21 protein-coding genes and 1 riboswitch are annotated in these 22,330 nt (G+C 63.3%); of the genes, 10 read left to right on the top strand and 11 right to left on the bottom strand.

Translation table 11 applies throughout. The annotated features are described in order from the left end of the window. Positions 1–326 precede the first annotated feature (326 nt). A riboswitch (TPP riboswitch) is annotated at positions 327–456 on the top strand. Between the two features lie 128 nt (positions 457–584). The 7 genes from thiC to thiD are packed head-to-tail and all read left to right on the top strand — an operon-like array spanning position 585 to position 6,506. Continuing rightward, positions 585–2,372: a phosphomethylpyrimidine synthase ThiC gene (gene thiC / locus GR167_RS10945; protein WP_160973529.1), complete on the top strand. Its 1,788-nt coding sequence runs from the start codon at positions 585–587 to the stop codon at positions 2,370–2,372. Then, complete coding sequence (locus tag GR167_RS10950) at positions 2,369–3,304, top strand: FAD-dependent oxidoreductase (RefSeq protein WP_160973530.1); 936 nt, start codon at positions 2,369–2,371, stop codon at positions 3,302–3,304. Before thiC ends, GR167_RS10950 begins: the two co-directional genes overlap by 4 nt. After that, positions 3,294–3,491: a sulfur carrier protein ThiS gene (gene thiS / locus GR167_RS10955; protein ID WP_160973531.1), complete on the top strand. Its 198-nt coding sequence runs from the start codon at positions 3,294–3,296 to the stop codon at positions 3,489–3,491. Before GR167_RS10950 ends, thiS begins: the two co-directional genes overlap by 11 nt. Before the next feature lie 3 nt (positions 3,492–3,494). Next, a complete protein-coding gene (locus GR167_RS10960) occupies positions 3,495–4,253 on the top strand; it encodes a thiazole synthase (protein ID WP_160973532.1) in 759 nt (252 codons plus the stop codon). Beyond that, on the top strand, positions 4,250–4,861 hold the full coding sequence (locus GR167_RS10965) for a thiamine phosphate synthase (protein ID WP_160973533.1): 612 nt from the start codon (positions 4,250–4,252) through the stop codon (positions 4,859–4,861). Before GR167_RS10960 ends, GR167_RS10965 begins: the two co-directional genes overlap by 4 nt. Beyond that, on the top strand, positions 4,858–5,772 hold the full coding sequence (locus GR167_RS10970; protein WP_160973534.1) for a HesA/MoeB/ThiF family protein: 915 nt from the start codon (positions 4,858–4,860) through the stop codon (positions 5,770–5,772). Before GR167_RS10965 ends, GR167_RS10970 begins: the two co-directional genes overlap by 4 nt. Next, on the top strand, positions 5,769–6,506 hold the full coding sequence (gene thiD, locus GR167_RS10975) for a bifunctional hydroxymethylpyrimidine kinase/phosphomethylpyrimidine kinase (RefSeq protein WP_160973535.1): 738 nt from the start codon (positions 5,769–5,771) through the stop codon (positions 6,504–6,506). Before GR167_RS10970 ends, thiD begins: the two co-directional genes overlap by 4 nt. 170 nt (positions 6,507–6,676) lie before the next feature. Here the strand turns inward: thiD and GR167_RS10980 are convergent, their stop codons facing one another. From GR167_RS10980 to GR167_RS11010, 7 genes are all read right to left on the bottom strand, one after another. Further along, a complete protein-coding gene (locus GR167_RS10980; protein WP_160973536.1) occupies positions 6,677–8,071 on the bottom strand; it encodes an amidase family protein in 1,395 nt (464 codons plus the stop codon). A gap of 21 nt (positions 8,072–8,092) precedes the next feature. Beyond that, positions 8,093–8,992: a 2-hydroxyacid dehydrogenase gene (locus GR167_RS10985; RefSeq protein WP_160973537.1), complete on the bottom strand. Its 900-nt coding sequence runs from the start codon at positions 8,990–8,992 to the stop codon at positions 8,093–8,095. Further along, a complete protein-coding gene (locus tag GR167_RS10990; RefSeq protein ID WP_160973538.1) occupies positions 8,989–10,611 on the bottom strand; it encodes an ABC transporter ATP-binding protein in 1,623 nt (540 codons plus the stop codon). The genes GR167_RS10985 and GR167_RS10990 overlap by 4 nt, the downstream gene beginning before the upstream one ends. Beyond that, positions 10,608–11,441, bottom strand: coding sequence for an ABC transporter permease (locus GR167_RS10995; RefSeq protein WP_160973539.1), 834 nt, complete (start codon positions 11,439–11,441; stop codon positions 10,608–10,610). Before GR167_RS10995 ends, GR167_RS10990 begins: the two co-directional genes overlap by 4 nt. A 1-nt stretch (position 11,442) precedes the next feature. Beyond that, complete coding sequence (locus GR167_RS11000) at positions 11,443–12,420, bottom strand: ABC transporter permease (RefSeq protein ID WP_160973540.1); 978 nt, start codon at positions 12,418–12,420, stop codon at positions 11,443–11,445. A 71-nt stretch (positions 12,421–12,491) separates the two neighbouring features. Beyond that, the gene (locus GR167_RS11005; protein WP_160973541.1) at positions 12,492–14,042 is read right to left on the bottom strand and encodes an ABC transporter substrate-binding protein; all 1,551 of its coding nucleotides are present in this window, start codon (positions 14,040–14,042) and stop codon (positions 12,492–12,494) included. A 65-nt stretch (positions 14,043–14,107) separates the two neighbouring features. After that, complete coding sequence (locus tag GR167_RS11010; RefSeq protein WP_160973542.1) at positions 14,108–14,878, bottom strand: class II aldolase/adducin family protein; 771 nt, start codon at positions 14,876–14,878, stop codon at positions 14,108–14,110. Between the two features lie 141 nt (positions 14,879–15,019). Between GR167_RS11010 and GR167_RS11015 the strand changes: the two genes are divergently transcribed. From GR167_RS11015 to GR167_RS11025, 3 genes are all read left to right on the top strand, one after another. Further along, positions 15,020–15,706 (top strand): GntR family transcriptional regulator, encoded by a 687-nt coding sequence (locus GR167_RS11015; RefSeq protein WP_235915924.1) that lies wholly within the window; start codon positions 15,020–15,022, stop codon positions 15,704–15,706. Then, a complete protein-coding gene (locus GR167_RS11020; RefSeq protein ID WP_160973544.1) occupies positions 15,703–16,728 on the top strand; it encodes a histone deacetylase family protein in 1,026 nt (341 codons plus the stop codon). The genes GR167_RS11015 and GR167_RS11020 overlap by 4 nt, the downstream gene beginning before the upstream one ends. Before the next feature lie 73 nt (positions 16,729–16,801). Beyond that, positions 16,802–18,166: an aspartate aminotransferase family protein gene (locus tag GR167_RS11025; RefSeq protein ID WP_160973545.1), complete on the top strand. Its 1,365-nt coding sequence runs from the start codon at positions 16,802–16,804 to the stop codon at positions 18,164–18,166. A gap of 119 nt (positions 18,167–18,285) precedes the next feature. Here the strand turns inward: GR167_RS11025 and GR167_RS11030 are convergent, their stop codons facing one another. From GR167_RS11030 to GR167_RS11045, 4 genes are all read right to left on the bottom strand, one after another. After that, on the bottom strand, positions 18,286–19,266 hold the full coding sequence (locus tag GR167_RS11030) for an O-fucosyltransferase family protein (protein WP_160973546.1): 981 nt from the start codon (positions 19,264–19,266) through the stop codon (positions 18,286–18,288). Positions 19,267–19,412: 146 nt separating this feature from the next. Further along, positions 19,413–20,357: a glycosyltransferase family 2 protein gene (locus GR167_RS11035; protein ID WP_160973547.1), complete on the bottom strand. Its 945-nt coding sequence runs from the start codon at positions 20,355–20,357 to the stop codon at positions 19,413–19,415. A gap of 240 nt (positions 20,358–20,597) precedes the next feature. Further along, positions 20,598–21,575 carry a glycosyltransferase family 2 protein gene (locus GR167_RS11040; RefSeq protein ID WP_160973548.1) on the bottom strand — a complete coding sequence of 326 codons (978 nt, stop codon included), beginning with the start codon at positions 21,573–21,575 and terminating at the stop codon, positions 20,598–20,600. 72 nt (positions 21,576–21,647) lie between these two features. Continuing rightward, the gene (locus GR167_RS11045; RefSeq protein WP_160973549.1) at positions 21,648–22,328 is read right to left on the bottom strand and encodes an ABC transporter ATP-binding protein; all 681 of its coding nucleotides are present in this window, start codon (positions 22,326–22,328) and stop codon (positions 21,648–21,650) included. Positions 22,329–22,330: the final 2 nt, after the last annotated feature.

Genomic DNA, 22,330 nt, shown 5'->3' on the forward strand with positions numbered 1-22,330 from the left:
CCGAACGCCCCGCCGACAAACGCGCAGCCGCCCGCGGCGGGGATGAGGTGCTGGAATAAAGGGCGGTATCGGTGAGCGCCTGTTCGACCTATCGGCTTTCTTATGCAAACGGTCATATCCCGCTGTTGGTGAAACCTGCTGGGTTTGGCCGCTTCCAGCCCTAAATCGGGCTGCCTACCTCTGGCCGGTCGCTTCGGCCGCAGATTCATTTCCGGGCGGGAAGCAGACGTTCGCTGCAATTTTTCTGAAGGTCTGCTGCGGAGCGGTACCTTTGAAGATGTGCATTATTTCAGCGGTTGACTCCTCCAACGCGCATTTCCATAGTCCCGACCAGTCAGGGGGGTCCCGCCAAGGGGACTGAGAGGCTGACGGGGCCTGTTTGAAACAGGCCCGGTGACGCGACCCTTAGAACCTGACCCAGTTGACGCTGGCGTAGGAAGACCGAAGGGCAATTCCGTATCCTTGACCAGAGGGGCGGTCCTTTCGGGCCGCTATGGCCCATTGCGCATGTCTGCGCGTACGGGGCCTGTGGCCCCTTTTCTGCACCCTGTTTCACTTGGGTCTCATCGTGTGAGGAGACCAAAATGAAAGACACCATTCCCACCATTTCCACGGGCGGCTTGCCCGCGTCGCGCAAGGTATATGCGGCCGGCGATCAGCACGAAATCCGTGTGCCGATGCGCGAGATTGCCGTTTCCGGGGAAGACCCGCTGACCGTCTATGACAGTTCCGGCCCCTATACCGATCCGGCCGTGGCGATCGATATCGCCAAGGGCCTGCCGGAGGTGCGCGGCGGCTGGCTGCAGTCGCGCGGCGAGGTCGAGGAATACGAGGGCCGCGAAGTGACCGGGGCGGATAACGGGTTTGCCACCGGCGACCGCCTGACGCCCGCTTTCCCGGAAAAACGCCTGCCGCTGCGCGCGACCGGCGACCGCGCGGTGACGCAGCTTGCCTATGCCAGGGCGGGCATCGTGACGCCGGAAATGGAATTCGTCGCGATCCGCGAAAACGAGGGCCGCAAAGCGGCATACAGCCGCGACGGCGAAGGCTTCGGCGCCGAATTGCCCGATCTGGTGACGCCGGAATTCGTGCGCGACGAAATCGCGGCGGGTCGTGCGATCATCCCGGCCAACATCAACCACCGCGAATTGGAACCGATGATCATCGGCCGCAATTTCAAGGTGAAGATCAACGCCAATATCGGCAATTCGGCGGTCACCTCCTCAATGGAGGAAGAGGTCGAGAAAATGGTCTGGGCGATCCGCTGGGGCGCCGACACGGTGATGGACCTGTCGACGGGCCGCAACATCCACAACATCCGCGACTGGATCATCCGCAACGCGCCGGTGCCGATCGGCACCGTGCCGCTGTACCAGGCGCTGGAAAAGGTCGGCGGCATCGCCGAGGACCTGAGCTGGGACATCTTCCGCGACACGCTGATCGAACAGGCCGAACAGGGGGTGGATTACTTCACCATCCACGCCGGCGTGCGGCTGCACATGATCCCGATGACCGCTAGGCGCGTCACCGGCATCGTGTCGCGCGGCGGGTCGATCATGGCCAAGTGGTGCCTGCATCATCATCGCGAAAGCTTCCTCTATGAACATTTCGACGAAATCTGCGACATCTGCCGCCGTTACGACGTGTCGTTTTCGCTGGGCGACGGGTTGCGCCCCGGGTCGATCGCCGATGCCAATGACGAAGCGCAATTCGCCGAGTTGGAAACGCTGGGCGAACTGACCAATATCGCATGGGCCAAGGATTGCCAGGTGATGATCGAAGGCCCGGGCCACGTGCCGATGCACAAGATCAAGGCCAACATGGACAAGCAGCTGGAACACTGCCACGAGGCGCCGTTCTACACGCTTGGACCGCTGACCACCGATATCGCGCCGGGCTACGACCATATCACCAGCGCCATCGGCGCGGCGATGATCGGTTGGTTTGGCACCGCGATGCTGTGCTACGTGACGCCCAAGGAACATCTTGGCCTGCCCGACCGCGACGACGTGAAGACGGGTGTGATCACCTACAAGCTCGCCGCCCATGCCGCCGATCTGGCCAAGGGTCATCCGGGGGCGCAGCGCCGCGACGACGCGCTGTCGCGCGCGCGGTTCGAGTTCCGCTGGGAAGACCAGTTCAACCTTGGCCTCGATCCCGACACGGCGCGCGAAATGCACGACGAAACGATGCCGAAAGAGGCCCACAAGGTGGCGCATTTCTGTTCCATGTGCGGGCCGAAATTCTGTTCCATGCGGATTTCCCACGACATCCGCGCCGAGGCGGCAAAGCAGCAGGGGATGGATGAAATGGCGGCGAAGTTCCGTGAAGGCGGGGAACTTTACCTGCCCGCAGGGGACGCGGCGGAATGATTTCCGTTCTGGGCGCGGGCGTGGCGGGGCTGTGCGCTGCCACCGCCCTGTCGGAGGTGGGGTTCGAAGTCGAGGTGATCGCGCCCGACGGTGCCCCGCCGCCCGCATCACTGCTGGCCGGCGGGATGTTGGCGCCGTTTTGCGAGGGCGAAAGCGCCCCGGACCTGATCGTGGAGCGGGGGCAGGCGGCAATCGCATGGTGGGCGGAACACGTGGCGAATGTCGAACTGCGTGGCACATTGGTCATCGCACCGCCGCGCGATGGGGCGGAGCTGGACCGGTTCGCCCGCGCGACCCGGTCGCATGCCTGGGTCCGGCCCGACGATCTGGAACCCGACCTGTCGGGGCGGTTCGCGCGCGGGCTGTTCTTTGCCTCCGAGGCGCATATGGACCCGGTGGCGGCCATGGCTAACCTGCGGCGGCGGCTGGAAGCGCGTGGCGTGCGGTTTCACGGTGGCGCGCCCAAGGGGCGGATCGTCGATTGCCGGGGGCTTGCCGCCCGGGACCGCTTGCAGGACCTGCGCGCGGTGCGCGGCGAGATGCTCGAGGTCAACGCGCCCGAGGTCACGCTTACCCGCCCGGTACGTCTGATCCATCCGCGCTTTCCCTGCTACATCGTTCCGCGCGGGCAGGGGCGTTACATGATCGGTGCGACCATGGTGGAAACCGCACGGTCCGGCCCGGTCACCGCCCGCGCGGTGATGGAGCTTTTGTCGGCGGCCTACACCGTGCATCCCGGCTTTGCCGAGGCCGAGCTTATCGCCACGGGCGCCGGTTTGCGCCCGTCCTTTCCCGACAACATTCCCGTCCTGCGCCGCGACGGCGAACGGATTCATGTGAACGGCATGTATCGACACGGTTTCCTGATGGCCCCGGTGATCGCCGGGGAGCTGGTGCGGATGATGACTAAGGAGACTGCCAATGCGCATTGAACTCAACGGGGCCACGGTGGAAACCGCCGCGGCGACCCTTGCGGCCCTGATCGAAGAGCAAGGTTTCGACGCGGCCTCGGTCGCGACCGCGATGGATGGCCAGTTCGTACCTCTTGCTACCCGCGGGACGGTCGAGTTGCACGACAGCGCGAAGGTCGAAGTCCTGTCGCCGATGCAGGGGGGCTGAGCGATGTTCTATGGCATCGATCTTCAAAGCCGCCTGATGCTGGGCACCGCGCAATATCCCTCGCCGCAGGTGCTTCGCGACGCGATCGCGGCCTCGGGGGCGGAGGTGATCACCGTCAGCCTGCGCCGCGAGGGCGCGGGGGGCGACGCCTTCCGCGACATCCTGAAGCAAAGCGGTTGCCGCATTCTGCCCAACACCGCCGGTTGCCATACGGTGCAAGAGGCGGTGACCACGGCGCAGATGGCGCGCGAACTCTTCGGCACCAGCTGGATCAAGCTTGAGGTGATCGGCCATGCCGACACGCTGCAACCCGATCCCTTCGCGCTGGTCGAAGCCGCGCGCATCCTCGCCGCCGACGGGTTCGAGGTGTTTCCCTACACCACCGAAGACCTGATCGTCGGTGAAAAGCTGATCGAGGCGGGCTGCCAGGTGTTGATGCCCTGGGGCGCGCCGATCGGGTCGGGGCAGGGGTTGCGCCATAGGGAGGCGCTGAAGACCATGCGGGCGCATTTCCCCGATATCCCGCTCGTCGTCGACGCCGGGATCGGCGCGCCAAGCCAGGCGATGGCGGCGATGGAAATGGGGTTCGACGCGGTGCTGCTCAACACCGCCGTCGCCAAGGCGCTCGATCCCGTCGCGATGGCGCGCGCCTTCGGCCAGGCGGTCGCGGCGGGGCGTGCGGCGCATGACGCGGGGTTGATGCCCCGGCGCGACATGGCGGTGGCATCGACCCCGATCTTCGGCATGGCGGACCTGGCATGAGAACGCTCGATCCCTTTTACCTGATCGTCGGTCATGTCAGCCGGATCGAGCTTCTGGTGCCGCATGGGGTCAGGCTGGTCCAGCTGCGGATCAAGGACCAGCCCGAAGACGAAATCCGCCGCCAGATCGCCCGGGCCCGCGATTTCTGCGCCGTGCATCGAACACAGCTGGTGGTGAACGATTATTGGCAAATCGCCCTCGATCTGCGTTGTGGCTTCGTGCATCTGGGGCAGGAAGACATGGAGACAGCCGACTTTGCCGCTTTGCGCCGCGCGGGCGTGCGGTTCGGGCTTTCGACCCATGACGAGGCGGAACTTGACCGCGCCCTGTCGCATGACCCGGCCTATGTCGCGCTCGGCCCGGTTTACCCGACGCTGCTGAAGCAGATGAAATGGGGGCCGCAGGGGCTCGACCGGGTGCGGGCGTGGAAGAAGGCGGCGGGTGACACGCCGCTGGTCGGCATCGGCGGGCTGACGGTCGATCGCCTGCCAGGTGTCTTTGCCGCTGGGGCCGACAGCGCCGCGGTGGTGACCGACATCCAGCAAGCCGAGGATCCCGAGGCGCGCTGCCGCGACTGGATCGCGGCCACGCGGGGATACCTGCGATGACCCGGTACGCGCGGCAGACATGCCTGCCGGAAGTGGGCGAGGTCGGGCAGGCACGGCTTGCCGCCGGCCGCGTTCTGGTCGCAGGCGCGGGCGGGCTGGGGGCCAGCCTGCTGCCGCTTCTCGCAGGCGCGGGGATCGGGCTGATCCGGCTCTACGATCCCGACCGGGTCGAGGAAAGCAATCTGCACCGCCAGACCCTGTTCCGGATGGACGATATCGGTCGTCCCAAGGCTCTGGTGACGGCCGAAACCCTGCGGGGGCTGAACCCCGATTGCCATGTTTCGACGGTCGTTTCCCGGCTCGACCCGCTGACGGCGCGCAGCGAAATCCCGCAAGTCGATATCGTGATCGACTCGGCCGACAATTTCGCGGTGAGCTATGCCTTGTCCGACCTCTGCCTTGCGACCGGAACGCCGCTGATCAGCGCGTCCGTTCTGGCGCGGCGCGGCTATGCGGGCGGCTTTTGTGGCGGCGCGCCAAGCCTGCGCGCGGTGTTTCCTGATTTGCCCGGGCAGATGCAAAACTGCGCCACGGGCGGGGTCATGGGGCCGGCGGTCGCGACGCTTGGCGCGCTGCAGGCGCAAATGGCGCTGTCGGTGCTGCTGGGCCACGATCCGTCGCCGCTGGGGCAGATCCTGAACCTCGATCTGGCGAGCTGGCACCTGTCGGGCTTTCGGTTCGACGGGGCGCCGGAGCCCGCGCGGGCGACCCCCGAGGTGATATCCGGCGCGGAACTTTCCGCGGCCGACCTCGTGGTCGATCTGCGCTCTGACAACGGTGCGGAAGTGTCGCCCGATCCGGATCAGCGGGTCGTGTTCGTCTGCAACACGGGATTGCGGGCCTGGCGCGCGGCCAAGTGGCTGAGCGCAAGCGGGCATGACCGCGTTGCAATCGTGGGGGACGGCCGGTGAGCGTCTCCGTCCTGCTCATCGGCGGCATCGATTCCAGCGGCGGCGCGGGAATCTTGCGCGATTGCGCCACGGCAACGGCGATGGCCGCCACGCCGCGCGTCGCGGTGACCGCCGTGACCGCCCAGACCGACCAGAGCGTGACCAGCGTGCATCCGGTGCCGCCCGCCGACGTGGCCGCGCAGATCAAGGCGGCCGGGCAGGTCGGCGCGGTCAAGATTGGGATGCTTTGCACCGCGCAGGTCGTCGATGCGGTTACCGAAAACCTGCCGGACGCGCCGCTTGTCCTCGATCCCGTGCTTGCCTCCAGTTCGGGCCACGCGCTTCTTGACGCAGCGGGGGTGAGACGCCTGTTGTCGCGGCTGCTCAAGCGCACCGCGCTGTTGACGCCCAATCATCCCGAACTGCGCATCTTGGCGAAAGGGCTCGGCCTGCCCGATGGCGCGGATGAACCTTCGTGTGTCGCGGCGCTGATGGGGCAAGGCTGCGAAGCGGTTCTGGTGAAAGGCGGCCATTCCGGAACGCGGCGGATATGCGAAGACCGCCTGTATACCCAAAGCGGCCAGATCACCCCCTTTACAGGACCGCGTTTCCCGATCGAGCTGCGCGGAACCGGATGCCATCTTGCGAGCGCCATAGCCGCAAGCCTGGCAACCGGAAGCGATTTGCGCGTAGCAATCGAAACGGCAAGGCGCCTGGGGCAGGCGCGTTTCCGGGAAGCCACCGAGGGCATATGAGGGACGGACTGCCGGCCATGCGTCGAACACGATGCGATGCACGGGCAAGGCGCAATGTCTCGAAACGGCTGTCATTCCGCGCGCGGCGTTGGACCGTCCCGACGGTCGCACCGGTCGCGGGAAGCTCCCCGGGCCGAATATGGGCGGCTGTCTGACGCCGGTATTCGATCCTAGACCGGCATCTGCGGGAAGCCGAAACCGGCCTCCAGCAATTCGGCGGCGTCGAGGCAGATGTCTTCGCGCCAGGGCGCGGCGACGATCTGCACACCGCTGGGGATGCCGTCCTGCACCCCGCTGCTGACCGAAATCGCGGGCAGGCCCAGCAGCGGGATGGCGATTTGCGGCAACTGCGATTCCCACAGCCGGGTCAGCGTTTCGGGGCCTTCCAGGTCTTCGTCCTTCCTGAACGGCAGTTCCGCCGACACCGGCATCAGCACCACCGGGTAGTCGATCAGGAAACGCCGCCAGGCCCGCACGAGGGCCGAGCGCCGGATGAACAGCTTGCCGAACATATCCGCATCCATCGCCGCCGCCCGGTCGGCATAATGGGTCAGCAGCGCCAGCGCCCCGGGATCATCCTCGGCCTTGGCGGTGGCCATCTTGTCGGCGTGGCCGTCCGACAGCCAGAGGTCGATCTGCAGCTCCACCGCTTCGCGGATTTCCGGCACCTCTGTTGGCGTTTCCACGCTCCAGCCCGCTTTGCGGAACATGTCCGCCGCGCGGTCCAGATCGGCCAAGATGCGCGGGTCGGTCTTGATCCCGCCGGGATTGGGGATCAGCGCGACGCGGCGCACATAGGACGGCCCGACCAGCGGCACCGGGGCGCTCCACGGGTCGTCGGGGTGATAGCCGGACATGCATTCCAGCGCCAGCCGCAGGTCGTCGACCCGGCGCGCCAGCGGGCCGGACACCGCCATGATCTGCGGGCCGATGCCGCGATCGCCGCTGGATTTGTTGAACATCGGAATCCGCCCCGAGGTGGGGCGCAGCCCCTGCACGCCGCAGGCATAGGCCGGGTAGCGCACCGACCCGGCGATATCGGTGCCGTGGCCGATATGGCCGAAGCCGCTGGCCACCGCCGCACCGGCCCCGCCCGAGGACCCGCCCGGCGTCAGCGCCGCATTATGCGGGTTCAAGGTGGTGCCGTGCATCTTGTTCGAGGTGAACCAGCGATAGGAAAAGGCGGGCGTGTTGGTGCGCCCGATCACGATCGCGCCTTCGCTGCGCATGTTGGCCAGGAACGGGGCGTCCTGCGTGGCGATCAGATCCTTGGCCAGCGTGGTGCCGTTGGTGCTTGGATGGCCGGCCTGATCCGAAATCACCTTGATCGTCACCGGCACCCCGGCCATCGCGCCGGTGCTTTCGCCCGCCGCGATCTTCTTGTCCAGCGCGGCGGCCTCTTCCATCGCGTCGTCGCCGCAATCCTGCACGATGGCGTTGATCGGGCCGTTATGGCGCGCCACCCGGTCCAGCACGTCGCGGGTGACTTGCTGGGCGCTCAACCGGCCTTCGCGGATTTGCTGGGCCAGTTCACGGGCGGACAGGGAATTGGGATCGGTGGGCATGGTTGCAGGCTCTTTCTTGGATCACGCGGCCCGAAGGCCTTGCACTTGCTGACGGATGGACCGCACCACGTCGGCCGGTTCGGGGACGCTGGCCACATGCGGGGTGATCAGCACTTTCGGATGGGACCACAGCGGGTGGCCCGACGGCAAGGGTTCTGTTTCGAATACATCGAGCGATGCGCCGGACAGATGGCCGCGATCCAGCGCGTTGATCAGCGCCGCCTCGTCGACCTGGGTGCCGCGCCCCAGATGGATCAGCGCCGCGCCTGCCGGCAGTTTCGCCAGGAAATCGGCCCCGATCAGCCCCTTGGTTTCGGTGGTCAGCGGTAGCACGTTGATCAGGATATCGCTTTGCGCCAGGAAATCGTCCAGCGCACCGGCGCCGAAATGCGTCACGCCTTCGTCGGGCACGGCGGGCAGCGACCGGGAATAGGCCGACACCGGATAATCCAGCGCCAGCAGCCCGCGCGCGATGCCGCGGCCCATATGGCCATAGCCCAGGATGCCGATGCGCCGCGCCCGCGGGGAAAATCCGCCCAGCCGCCGCTGCCAGAGCTGCGCCTGCTGATCCTGGACATATTCCGCCATGCGCCGGTGATGCCACAGCACGTGGAAGGCCGAGAACCCGGCCATCTGCGCCGCCTGATCCGGCAGCTGCACCCGGTGCACCGGCAACCCGGGCGGCAGCGACGGGCAGCGTTCGATCGCGTCGGTCCCGGCGCCCACGGAAAACACCGCCCTCAGGTTGGGGTAGGGGACAAAGGCCGCGTCTTCCGGTTCGAAGGTGATCATGAACTCCACCTCCTCGGGCCGGTCGATCCGCTCGGGTGGGCGCAGGTCCAGTTCCGGCGCCAGTTCGGCGAAATGGGGCCCGAAATGGCCCATCAAATCCAGCCGCGCGCAAGTGGCCACCCCGATCATGCGGTCGCGGCCTCCTCGCGCTGCCAATCCGCGCCGGGCACCGCCGCCAGAAGCTGCCGGGTATAGGCCTGTTTGGGCGACTGGAAAATCTCGTGCACGGTGCCGATTTCCACCAGCTTGCCCTTCTGCATCACCGCGATCCGGTCGCAAAGCTGCGCCGCGACCCGAAGGTCGTGGGTGATGAACAGGATCGACAGGTCCAGCCGGCTGCGCAGGTCGCGCAACAGGTCCAGCACCTGCGCCTGGATCGACACGTCGAGCGCCGACACCGCTTCGTCCGCCACGATCAGTTCGGGGTCCATCGCCAGAGCCCGGGCGATGCCGATCCGCTGCCGTTGCCCGCCGGAAAATTCATGCGGATAGCGGGTGGCGGCATCGGCACCCAAGCCCACCACCTCCAGCAACTCGCGCGCGCGTTCCTCGGCCTTGGCGCGGGGCACGCCGCGGGTGATCGGGCCGCCGGTGATGGCGCTGATGATCTTCTGCCGCGGATTGAGCGAGGCATAAGGGTCCTGGAACACCATCTGCACCTTGTGGCGTTCCTTGCGCAGTTCTTCCTCGGACAGGGCGGCGATATCCACCCCGCCGACCAGGACCTGGCCGCTGTCGGGGGTGACCAGCCGCACCGCCGTTCGGCCCAGCGTCGACTTGCCCGAACCGGATTCGCCCACCAGCCCCAGCACCTCGCCGCGCGCCACGCTGAGCGACACGTTGTCGATCGCGTGGACTTCGCGCACGGGTTTGAACAGCCCGCCGCCGGTGCGGTAGGTCTTGCGCAGGGATTTGATTTCCAGCGCGGGCACGGTGCCCAGGGGGCGGGCCTGCGGCAGTTTCCCGGTCGGGATCGCGTCCAGCAGCCGCTGCGTATAGGGGTGTTCGGGGGTGACCAGCACCTGTTGCGCCGGTCCGCGTTCGACCATCTTGCCTTCCTGCATGACGATGACCTGATCGGCGATTTCCGCCACCACGCCGAAATCGTGGGTGATGAACATCACCGCCATGCCGTGCTTTTCGCGCAGGTTGAGGATCAGTTTCAGGATCTGCGCCTGCGTCGTCACGTCCAGCGCCGTCGTCGGTTCATCCGCGATCAGCAGCTTCGGTTCCAGCGCCAGCGCCATCGCGATCATCGCCCGCTGCCGCTGCCCGCCGGACAGCTGGAACGGATAGGCGCGGATGATCTTTTCGGGATCGGGCAGGCCGACCTCGCGGATCAGTTCCAGCGCCCGGTTGCGCCGCTCGGGCGTGGTCAGGCGGTTGTGGGCGGCGAAGACCTCGGCGATCTGGTCGCCGATCCGCATCAAGGGGTTCAGCGCCGTCATCGGTTCCTGGAAGATCATCGCGATGCGTTCGCCGCGCATCGCCTGCTTGTCCGTCTCGGGTAAGGCCAGAACGTCTTGTCCCTCGAACCGCGCCTTGCCGCCGCGCACGTCCACGCCGGGGGGCAGCAGCCCCATCAGCGCATTGGCGGTCATCGACTTGCCCGACCCGGATTCACCCACCACGCAAAGGATTTCACCCTTCTCGATGGCGAAGCTCAGGTTTTCGACGGCGAAGTCCCGGTCGGCGCCTTGCGGCAGGCCGATCGACAGGTTTTCAATACTCAGAGCAGGCTTTTTCATGCGCGTCCCTTCCGGCTGAGATGCGGGTTCAGGGCGTCGTTCAACCCTTCGCCGATCAGGTTCAGCGCCAGTACGGTCAGCACGATGGCGATGCCCGGGAAGAAGCTGAGCCACCACGAGGTGCGGATCACCGTGCGCGCCGCGCCGATCATGTAGCCCCAGGACATCGCATTGGGATCGCCCAAGCCCAGGAAGGACAGCGAGCTTTCCAGCAGGATCGCGGTGGCCACCATCAGCGAGGCCATGACGATGATCGGCGACACCGTGTTGGGCAGCACCTGGGTGATCAGGATCTTCGGTCGCGACAGGCCGGCCAGCGTCGCTGCGTCGACGAATTCACGCTTGCGCACCGACATGACCTCGGCCCGGACCAGCCGCGCCACCGGCGGCCAGCTGACGATGGCGATCGCCAGGGTGATCGAGGCCAGGGTGGGTTCAAAGATCGCCACCAGCACGATTGCCAGCGCGAAATTGGGGATGGTCTGGAAGAACTCGGTAAAGCGCATCGCGCCTTCGTCCACCCAGTTGCCATAGAACCCCGCCACTGCGCCCAGCGGCACCCCGATCAGCAGCGCCACGATGGTCGATACCAGACCGACCAGAAGCGACACCTGCGCGCCGTAGGCCAGCTGCGCGGCCACGTTGCGGCCCAGCGTGTCGGTGCCCAGCGGCAGCCCGTCCACCGACATCGGCGGCAGGAAGGGGCGCTGCACCATTTGCCAGGGCCCGTGCGGATAGATCAGCGGCGCGCAGACCGCGATCAGGATCACCGCCAGGAGGATCGCCACGCCGACCATGGCGCCGATATTGCTTCTGAATCTTTTCCACATATCAGGCTGTCGCTCCGATGCGGGGGTCCACGATCCGGTAGACGATGTCGGTGACGATGTTGAACAGGATCACCATCGCGGCCGAGACCAGGAAGACCCCGAGAATTGTATTGTAGTCCCGCGCGGCGAGGCTTTCGAACATCAGCCGCCCGATGCCGGGCCATGCGAACACGGTTTCGGTCAGCACCGCACCGCCGACCAGTTGCCCGGCCTGCAGACCGGCCAGCGTCACCACCGGCAGGATCGCGTTGCGCAGGATATGGCGGCGCCGGATCGCCGGGCCGGACAGGCCCTTGGCCTTGGCGGTCTTGACGAAATCAAGCTGGCTGACCTCGAGCATCGAGGCCCGGGTCATCCGCATGTAGACGGCCATGAAGAACAGCCCCAGCGTCAGCGCCGGCAGGATCAGGTGTTGCAGGATGTCCAGCGCCCGGGTGATCCCGGTATAGCCCGCGCCGACGGTTTCGTAGCCGAACCCCGGCAACCAGCCCAGCCAGACCGAAAACACCAGCACTGCCATCAGCGCCAGCCAGTAAAGCGGCGTGGCGTAGAACAGCAGCGCCAGCGTGGTCAGCGCCGAATCCGACGCCTTGCCGACCCGCGCCGCCGAGGCCACGCCTAGCGCGATGCCGCAGACCAGCGAGATGCCGAAGGCGGTCAGCGTCAGCAGCAGGGTGGCGGGCAGCCGGTCGAGGATCAGCTGCGACACCGGCGCGTCCTGGCGGAAGGAATAGCCGAGGTCCAGCTGCACGATGCCCCCGACATATTTGCCAAGCTGCACGTAGAAGGGCTGATCCAGCCCGAACCGTTCGCGCAACTGTTCGATCATCTGCTCGTCCGCGGCCCCGGCTTCGCCGGCCAGCACCACCGCCGGATCGCCCGGCGCGGCATGGAGCAGGAAGAAATTCAGAACCGCAATGGCCAGCAGCGTCAGTGCGGCTTTGGCCAAGCGTCCCAATATGGCGGTAAGTATCGACATACGCCCCCAGCTTTCCAAGTCTTGAATGGCGAACCGGCCCGCGGATCAGGCGGGCCGGTTCCTGTGTGGTGTTACTTCTTGATCCAGGCGTTGCGCGGGCCGTCGTTGATGCCGATGCCGGTGGTCACGAGGTCCTGAACGTTGCAGCGATAGATGGTCGGGAATTCCAGTTCCTGCATCCAGGCCACCGGCACGTCGTCGACGATCTCTTTCTGGATCTCGGCATAGATCTTGGCGCGGTCCTCGGGTTTCACCATGGTTGCGGCCGCCGCCCACTTGGCGTCAAGCTCGGGGTTGTCGTAGCCTTCGACGTTGTTCCACGGGCTGCCCTTCTTGATGCGGTCGGCGGTATAGTTGCGCGACACGCCCAGGGCCGGGTCCCCGTATTGGTACAGGTAGGTGAAGGCCATGTCGTAATCCCAGTTGGCCGTCTTTTCGTTCCAGCCCGCCACGTCGGTGCTGTCGATCTGCACGTTGATGCCGACCTCGGACAGGTTCTGTCGCACAGCCTCGGCCCAACGCTGCCAGGTTTCGCCATAGGGCAGGGGCAGCAGGCGCACCTCGGTGCCGTCATAGCCCATTTCGGCCAGCAGCGCCTTGGCCTTTTCCGGGTCGTGATTGTACATGGTGGTGTCGTCGGAATAGAAATTCGTGCGCGACGACACCGGGCTGGTGGCGACCTTGCCATAGCCGTTCCACACCACGTCCTTCATGAATTCACGGTCCATCGCGTACATGACGGCCTGGCGGAAACGCTTGTCGGCGGTCGGGCCTTCGCGGTTGTTCAGCCACATCCAGGCGTGCGGCGCGAAGAATTCCCAGCCCTTGCCGGTGGTGCAGACATTGTCCATCGCCGCCAGCCGCGGGATATCCCAGTTTTCGACCGACCCGCCGGGCAGGACATCGACTTCGCCGGTCTCAAAAGCCACCGCGCGGGCGGCGGCATCGGGGATCACGCGATAGAAGACTTCATCCAGATGCGGCAGCCCGTCGATATAGTAGTCTTCGTTCTTGACCAGGTGGATATAGCTGCCCTTTTCCCACTTATCGAACTTGAACGGGCCGGTGCCGATCGGGGTGGCATTGGCCGGGTTGTTGGCGAAATCGGTGCCTTCATAGATATGCTTGGGCACGATCGGCATGGTGCCGGTCTCGAACGCGTTGATGAAGGGGCCGAAGGGTTCCTTCAGGGTGAACACCACCGTGTTGGCGTCGGGCGCTTCGATCTTGTCGACATAGGCCAGCGAGGCGCGCAGGCGGGCATGGGTTTCGCGCAGGAACACATCGGCCGAGAACACCACGTCATCGGCGCTGAACGGTTCGCCGTCATGCCATTTCACGCCTTCCTGCAGGTGGAAGGTGTAGACCAGCCCGTCATCCGAGATTTCCCAGCTTTTCGCCAGACTGGGGCCGGGCACCAGGTCGGTGTCGTAGCGCAGCAGGCTTTCGAAAATGTCGCCCGCGACCAGCTGGGTCGGGCCGTTCTGCACCAGGCCCAGCATCAGCCCCGGCGGTTCCGGCTGCACCACGATGTCGAGCCGGCCGCCATCGTCCTGTGCAAAGGCGGGCGCTGCCAGCGCGGCCGCTACTAGAAATGTTGTCGCTTTAAGAAGATGTTGCATGACTTCCCTGTCTTTTTGCTGAAGGTGGCAAATGTGCTCCGGTTGGTCCGGATGCTTTTGGTCTGTTATCCAAGATAATCGGGCGCCGCGGTTTCCAGCCGTCGCAGCAACGCCGCCCATTCCGGGTCCGGGTTGTTGTCGTTTTCCATGGCGTCATAGGCTGCTTCGTATTGGCGCGCGGTATGTTCGGCCACCGCGTCGGGCAGCACGACCGGGGTCAGGCCCATGCTCAATGCAGCGACCTGCGCCTTGCACGACCGTTCCAGGTTGATCGCCAGCTTGATCGCCTCGGCGACCGAACGGCCCAACAGCAGCGTGCCGTGATTGCGAAGCAGCATCACCGACCGGTCGCCCAGATCGGCCACGATCCGGGCGCGTTCGTCCAGGTTCAGCGCGATGCCCTCGTAATCGTGGAAAGCGATCCGGTCGAAGAATTGCGCCGACCACTGGTTCAGCGGCAGCACGCCCTCCTTGACCGAGGACACGGCGACCCCGGCGACCGTATGGGTATGCAGCACGCACACCGCGTCATGGCGCGCCATGTGCACCGCCGAATGGATGGTGAACCCCGCCGCGTTTACGCCGGCGCCATAGGGATCGTCGATCACCGCGCCGGTTTCGTCGACGGTGACCAGGTTGGCCGCCGTCACCTCGTCGAAGCGCAGCCCGTAGGGGTTCAGCAGGAACCGCTTTTCGCCATCCGGCCCATCGGGAAGGCGGGCGGAAATATGGGTGTAAATGCCATCATCCATTCCTTCGAGGGCGATCAGCCGGTAGGCGGCGGCCAGATCGCGTCGAAGCTCGGAGACCGAATGTGGTGCAGTGCCGTCCGGCATGTGACTCTCTCCTGTTCTCGCAGCTACAGGCTACGGTGAGTCGCCCCATGGCCGTCAAGTAAATTGTCGACAATCGGCAAAACAGCAATTACCGTGGTCAAAAGTTATTCATATGCGGATCTGCCTATGGAAAAGGAAAACATGAGTTCTGGTTTCGCGCCGCTTGACCGTGAAGGGCTGGTCGAACGCATTGCCGGGTTGCTCAGCAAGGCCATCGTCATGGGGCAGTTGGCCCCGGGCGCGCGGCTTCTCGAATCGGTGGTGGCGCGCGATCTGGGGGTCAGCCGCGCCCCCGTGCGCGAAGCGGCCCGCCTGCTGGAAAGCTCGGGCCTTGTCACCTATGCGCCCAATCGCGGCTTTTTCGTGCGCCAGATCACCGCGGACGAACTGGACGACCTTTATGAGCTGCGGCTGGTCATCGAAACCGCCGCCATCCGCCACCTGATCCGCAACAAGGACCCGCAGGTGATCGACCGGCTGGCCCGGCAGATCGACGAACTTCACCGCGTCGCCGGGGAAGGCTTCGACATGCTGACGCAGGTCAGTGCGGATATGGAATTCCACCGGCTGCTTTGCGAAGGGTCGGGCAATCCCAAGTTCCTCAAGGTGTTCGAACAGATCGCCATCGAGACCGAATTCTCGATCATGGTCGTCGGCCATCTTTACGACGATCCCCACCGCATCGCCGAAACCCATGTCCCCGTGCTCGACGCCATAAGGGCAGGGGACGAGGAGCGCGCGGTCGAAGCGCTGCGCTATCATATCGCGGATGCGCAGGTGGTGGTGACCCGCAGTTTCAGGCAGTTGCAGGAAGAGCAAGGCAAATGAAGTGTTTTTACGCCCCGGAAACCGAAGCCCATGATCCGGTCTTTCGTCTGACCCATGGGAAAATCCTGCGCAACGCCGAACAGGCGGAGCGCGCGTCTTTGCTGCTCGACGCGCTGGACCAGCTTTCGCTGCCGGTCGCCAGCCCGCCCGAAGCGCCCCGCGCGGCGCTGGAGGCGGTGCATACGCCGCAATTCCTGACCTTCCTGGAAACCGCGTGGGAGGAATGGCAGAAACTGCCCAATGCCGGGCCCGAAGTGGTGCCCAACGTTTTCCCGCAGCGCCAGACCGCCACTTATCCCGACGGCATCGTCGGGCGCGCGGGCTGGCATATGGGCGACACCACGGCGCCGATCGGGCGGGACAGCTGGATGGCGACCCGCCGCGCCGCCGATTGCGCGATCGCCGCCGCCGACGCGGTGCTGGCCGGGGATCGGGCCGCCTATGCGCTGTGCCGTCCCCCGGGGCATCACACCAGCGCCGACATCGCCGCCGGGCATTGCCTGATGAATGTCTCCGCCCTTGCCGCAGCAAAGCTGCGCGACGGGTTCGACCGGGTCGCGACGCTGGATATCGACGTTCATCACGGCAACGGCACCCAGGCGATTTTCTATGACCGCGACGATGTGCTGACGGTGTCGATCCATGCCGACCCGTCGACCTATTATCCCTTCTTCGTGGGCTATGCCCATGAAACCGGCAGCGGAGCGGGCGAGGGCCACAACCTCAACATCCCGCTGCCGCGCAGCACCACCGACGACGCCTGGATCGCTGCCATCGAAACCGCGCTGGACCGGATCGCCGCCTTCAATCCGGGCGCTCTGATGCTCAGCCTCGGGCTGGACGCGCATGAAAAGGACCCGCTGCAGGGGATGCAGGTCAGCTTCGACGGCTTCCGCCGCGCCGGGAAACTGATCGCGGATGCCGGCTATCCCACCGTCCTGGTGCAGGAGGGCGGCTATCTGTCCCCCGACCTGACCACCTCGCTCGCCTCTTTCCTCGGCGGCTTTCTGGGCCGGGACTGACGCAATGTCCCCACGCCCACCGCACTACTGAAACAAAGCAACGCAACCCTCAGCCTGATTTACGGAGCTTCTTATGAACGAACGTCCCAATTCCCTTCACGCCTCGGATATCGCCCATTCGATGCACCCCTATACCAACATGCGCGCGCATGAGGAAAAGGGGCCGATGATCATGACCCGCGGCGATGGAATCCGCGTCTATGACATCGACAATAAGGAATATATCGAAGCGCTGGCCGGTCTGTGGTCGGTCGCCGTGGGCTTTTCCGAAACCCGCCTGGCCGATGTCGCCTATGAGCAGATGAAGAAGCTGCCCTATTATCACAGCTTCGCCCACAAGGCGCATGAACCGTCGATCCGCCTGGCCGAGAAGCTGGTGGAAATGACCCCTGAGGGGCTGAACCGCGTGTTCTTCACCAATTCGGGGTCCGAGGCGAACGACACCGTGATCAAGATGGTCTGGTTCCTCAACAACGCGCTTGGCCGCCACGGCAAGAAGAAATTCCTGGCCCGCAACAAGGCCTATCACGGCATCACCATCGCGTCGGGATCGCTGACCGGTCTGCCTGCGAACCACAAAGATTTCGACCTTCCGGCGCTGCCCGTCACCCACCTGACCACCCCGCATTACTGGCGCTTCGCCAATGACGGCGAAACCGAGGCCGAGTTTACCGCCCGACTGCTGAAGGAACTGGAAGACACCATCGCGGCGGAAGGCGCCGACACCATCGCGGCCTTCATCGGCGAACCGGTGATGGGGGCAGGCGGCGTGATGGTGCCGCCCGAAGGCTACTGGCCCGGCGTCGCGGAAATCTGCCGCAAGAACGACATCCTGCTGGTCTCGGACGAGGTGATCAACGGGTTCGGCCGCCTGGGCACGCCGTTCGGCTGCGAAAAATTCGGCTTCACCCCGGATATCCTGGTGACCTCGAAACAGTTGACCTCGTCCTATATGCCGCTGGCCGCGATCATGGTGTCGGACGATGTTTACAACACGATCGCCGATCACACCGCCAAGCTGGGCACCTTCGGCCACGGCTTCACCGCCTCCGGCCATCCGGTGGCCTGCGCCGTGGGGCTTGAGAACCTCGCCATCATCGAGGAACGGGACCTGATGGGCAACGCCGCGCGGCTGGAAAAGCCGTTCCAGGAGGGCCTGCGTAAATTCGCCGATCACCCGCTGGTGGGCGAAGTCCGTGGGGTCGGTCTGATCGCCGGGCTGGAACTGGTCAAGGACAAGACCACCAAGGAAGCCTACGCACCTGCCGGGTCGATGGCGGCGCGGGTGGTCGCGCTGGCGGCCGAAGAGGGGCTGATCTGCCGCAACGTCTATGAAACCGTGGCGCTGTGCCCGCCGCTGATCCTGACCGAAGGCGACATCGAGCAAATCATCGCCCGTCTGGGCCGCGCGCTGGACCGGGCGCTGGCAGAGGTCTGATCGTCAGGGCAATACGCTGAAGTCAAGGGCCGGCGAGGGATCCCTCGCCGGCCTTATCGTTTGCGCCGTCAGAAGGGCCTGGTTTTGGAGGTAGGGTGGTCGGCAGATCGCCCGACGGTTCAAAGGTCGTTTTCCGGCGCGTCGATCCCGAGAATGTCCCAGTATCGCTGCGGCTCGAAGCCTTGGCTGTATCCGGCCGCTACGCCAAACCCGCCGTGTCCGACGATCAGGTCATCGCAAAGCGTGAGGCAGTTGAATTCGAGAACGACCATGCCGAATTCCCTGCTTGCGGGGCTTTCGGATCTTTCGAAATGGATCGGGACTTCATTGAATGAAAACACCCGGAAACTCTTTCCGATCTCGTCTCTGAAAATTTCTTTGGCCGCCGGGGCGTCCGATGTGAGGAATATGGCCGGTTTCCGCTTGAAGAACCCCGAATGCTTTTTCCGCAATGCGCGCGCTGCCTGCCGGATATTTTCAGGCTGGTCGAGGTTGGGGTCTTCCCAATTCCCGCTCCCTCCGGTGCGAAATTGGATGCCGACAACCTTCTTGTTCGCGGTCCTGAATTCCTGGAATTGTTGAAATTCGTTTTTTACGCTTTCAGGGCACGCAAATTTGAAAAGTCTTTTGAAGCAAACATGAAAAACGTCCTCGTTTGAGAAGTTTTCGATTTCCAGTTCCCGCTTCAATACCTTTTCAAAATGCGTGAAGTAACCGACGTCAAAGAAGTTTGCATAGAACTTCAATATTTCACTCTGGCCATAAACCCTTGAGAATTCGGTCTTGTCTTCAAGCGTTTTCAGGAGAAGGTCCAGCTTTTCTGCCTGGTCTGGCCGTAGGGCAGGGTCGATAAAGTCAAATACCTGCGTGTTGGCATCTGTCGGAACACGTTCCTTGCCATACTTCCAATTCACCGTATTTGGGGTGAAGAAGTCAGATATTTCCGCAGGGTGATCCCAGTCGATAAGGAAATCCCGGCCCGTAAGAATAGACAAAATATAACATGTCACAACGCCCTTGAGGCGATCAGCGAACCCGCCTACTTTCCCACGCTTTCCGCCGATAATTCGGTTGGCGGAAAACATAATGACTGCATTCATTGATCAGCTCCAATCGACAGCCACGCGGTTGTCCGCACGCTTTTTGCAGGCTCTGTTTATGACCGTATGATTTTTGGGCGCAAGCTCATTCGGCCTGTGAGCCCCGTTTGCGGCAGGCCGAGCCACGGCCATCGGGCCGACCCGGCTCAGACGTCCAAAGACTTCGTATTCAGCAGCATCAATCGCAGAGTTTCGGTATCGAGTTCCCGGAGCTTGGAGTTGAACGTTATATAGGCGAGCTTCATGAGCAGCATATGTCTTACATATTGGTTTTTATCGGCCTCATCCATGGCCGTTTCGGCTATCATCTTCGTGTGGTAATGAAGGCTTTGAGCAATTTTCTCAAAGAAATCGTCCTGGTATCGTTCCATCAAACCTTCAGATTCCAGGAAGTCCCAGAGCATATCGTAGGTGCGGAAATAATCGATGATATGTCGCGCACTATACGAGTTGGTCGCCGAGCCTCGCCGCACGACGTAGTAATACAGGGCGTCTTGGATGATCCGTATGTCTTTGGCGTAGCGCAGGGCCTTGGGCGTTGTCGCGAGGTCCTCATAATACACATTTGTCGGGAATAAGATCCCGTTATCCCTGAACAGACTGATGCGCCAAAGCTTGTTGCAGAATGAAGGTTGCAACAAAGACAGGATATTGGCCTGCAGAGCGTCGTTCTTGACCGTCTTGTTCGGCATGGCGCTCTTCGTGGTTTCAGTGCCATCTTCGTCGACGAGCGCCAATCCGCAGGACACGACATCTATCGTCTGCCCCTCGGTCGCGTCCCACAGGCGTTCGAGCATGAGCGAATCTATGTAGTCGTCGCTGTCGACACTGGCCAGATAGGGCGCGCGGGCCAGGTAGATTCCGGTATTCCGCGCCCCTCCGGGACCGAGGTTGCTTTCATGGCGGATCAGCCGAATCCGATCATCCTCCGCGGCGAGCAGTTGCACGATTTCGGCGCTGTTGTCGGGCGAGCAATCGTCGATGCAGAGAATCTCGATGTCTTTCAGCGTCTGGTTCATCACGGAGCGGACGCATCTCTCAATATAGCGTTCAGTGCCGTAAATCGGAATAATGACGGAAACCTTGGGCATGAATTCCCTTATTTTATTGATAAAACCGTGTCTTCAAACAGCAGCCGGAGTGACCTCTCTCTTTCGGCCGGTTTAAGTTACATTGCTCGTTCACTAACAGAGTGCTCTGCCAAATCTTTCTTGGCAAGGTAGGCCATTCGTCGCTGCAATGCGTATTTTGCATTGCAGCCATTCCTATTTTCTGCGGATCAAATTGATGCTCAAACACCTGTCGGTATCGGCGGGGAGCCGGTAAACAAATCAGCTTTGTTCGGGGTCTTGGTCATTGGAAGGCAAATCAGCAAAACGCGACGCGTTCAACAATAAGCCGCGCAGCGTTGGCAGGTCCAGACCACGAAGCTGTTCCGAATGCTCCAGATACGCAAGCTTCAGCAGCAGCATATGCCGGACGTATTGTGTCTTTTCCTCTTCCGGCAGGTCGGAGCTGGCGAGTGTCTCGGTGTGATAATGGAGCTCCTTTCCCATTTGTTCCTCGAATTTGTGGCGATAAAGGTCGCTCAGCCCCTCATCGTCCAAGAAATTCCACAGCACGTCGAAAACCCGGAAATAGTCGATGATATGCTTCGGGCCAAAGGAGTTGGTGATCGACTTGTCCCGTATCACATAGTGGTAGAGTGGGTGGGGAATGCTTTTGATACGCTTGGCGAAGCGCAGGGCGCGTGGCGTCGTCGCCAGGTCCTCGAAGTAAAGATGTTCGGGGAAGGTGATGCCATTGTCGGTGAACAGGGTTGTTCGCCAAAGCTTGTTCCAGAAAGCCGGAGCTTGCAGATTCAGGAGATTTACCTGAGACGGGTCGACATCGAAGGATTGATCCTGAATCCTCGCATTCGTTCTTAGGGACCCGTCTTCATTCATCATTGCGATGCCGCAGGACACGACATCTATCGTCTGCCCCTCGGTCGCGTCCCACAGGCGTTCGAGCATGAGCGGATCTATGTAGTCGTCGCTGTCGACACTGGCCAGATAGGGCGCGCGGGCCAGGTAAATTCCGGTATTCCGCGCTCCTCCGGGACCGAGGTTGCTTTCATGGCGGATTAACCTGATCCGGTCATCCTCCGCGGCGAGCCGTTGCACGATTTCGACGCTGTTGTCGGGAGAGCAATCGTCGATGCAGAGGATCTCGATGTCTTTCAGCGTCTGGTCCATCACGGAACGCACGCATCTCTCAATGTAGCGTTCAGCGCCGCAAAACGGAATGATGACGGAAATCTTGGGCATTGGGCTCCTCGTGAAATGAACGCAGCAGAGGCGCGGGCCGGGAGGTGTTGTCCTGGCAACAGAGCGATGGGCTTATTTTTGCATCCAGGGCGGCAGCCGCCCTTTCATCAAGTGCTCATAATGTTCGACCGCCTTGTCGACCTTGGCATAGTAGAAGAAGCGACCGTTCTGCAGGACAACGCCCGACTGGCAGATCCGTTTCATCTGTTCCAGCGAATGAGACACGAAGACCGCCCCGCTGTCTTGCAGTCTGTCCAGCAACATGGCTTCGCTCTTGGCTCTGAAGGACCCGTCGCCCACTGCAGTGATTTCATCGATCAGATAGGTGTCGAATTTGACCGCCATCGACATTCCGAAGGCCAGGCGCGATTTCATCCCCGATGAATAGGTACGGACCGGCAGGTCGAAATGCCGGCCGAGTTCAGAAAAATCGCGGGTGAATGCGACCATTTCGTCCGTATCGATCCCATAGATCCGCGCAACAAATTTGACGTTCTGCGCGCCGGTGAGGTTGGGGTGGAAACTGCCGGCGAAGCCGACCGGCCAGGACACGCTGCCGTGGCGGATGATTTCACCGCTATCGGGGCTCAGCGTGCCGGCGATCATCTTCAGCATGGTCGATTTGCCCGCACCGTTGGCGCCCATCAGCGCGACGCATTCACCCGTGGGAAAGGTGAAATTGATGTTGCGGGCGACCGGCTTGGCGATGCCTTTCAGCCGGTAGACCTTGGAAAGGTTGCGCAGTTCGATCATCT

This window comes from Thalassovita mangrovi, from assembly GCF_009857745.1.
Classification (GTDB): Bacteria; Pseudomonadota; Alphaproteobacteria; order Rhodobacterales; family Rhodobacteraceae; genus Thalassobius; species Thalassobius mangrovi.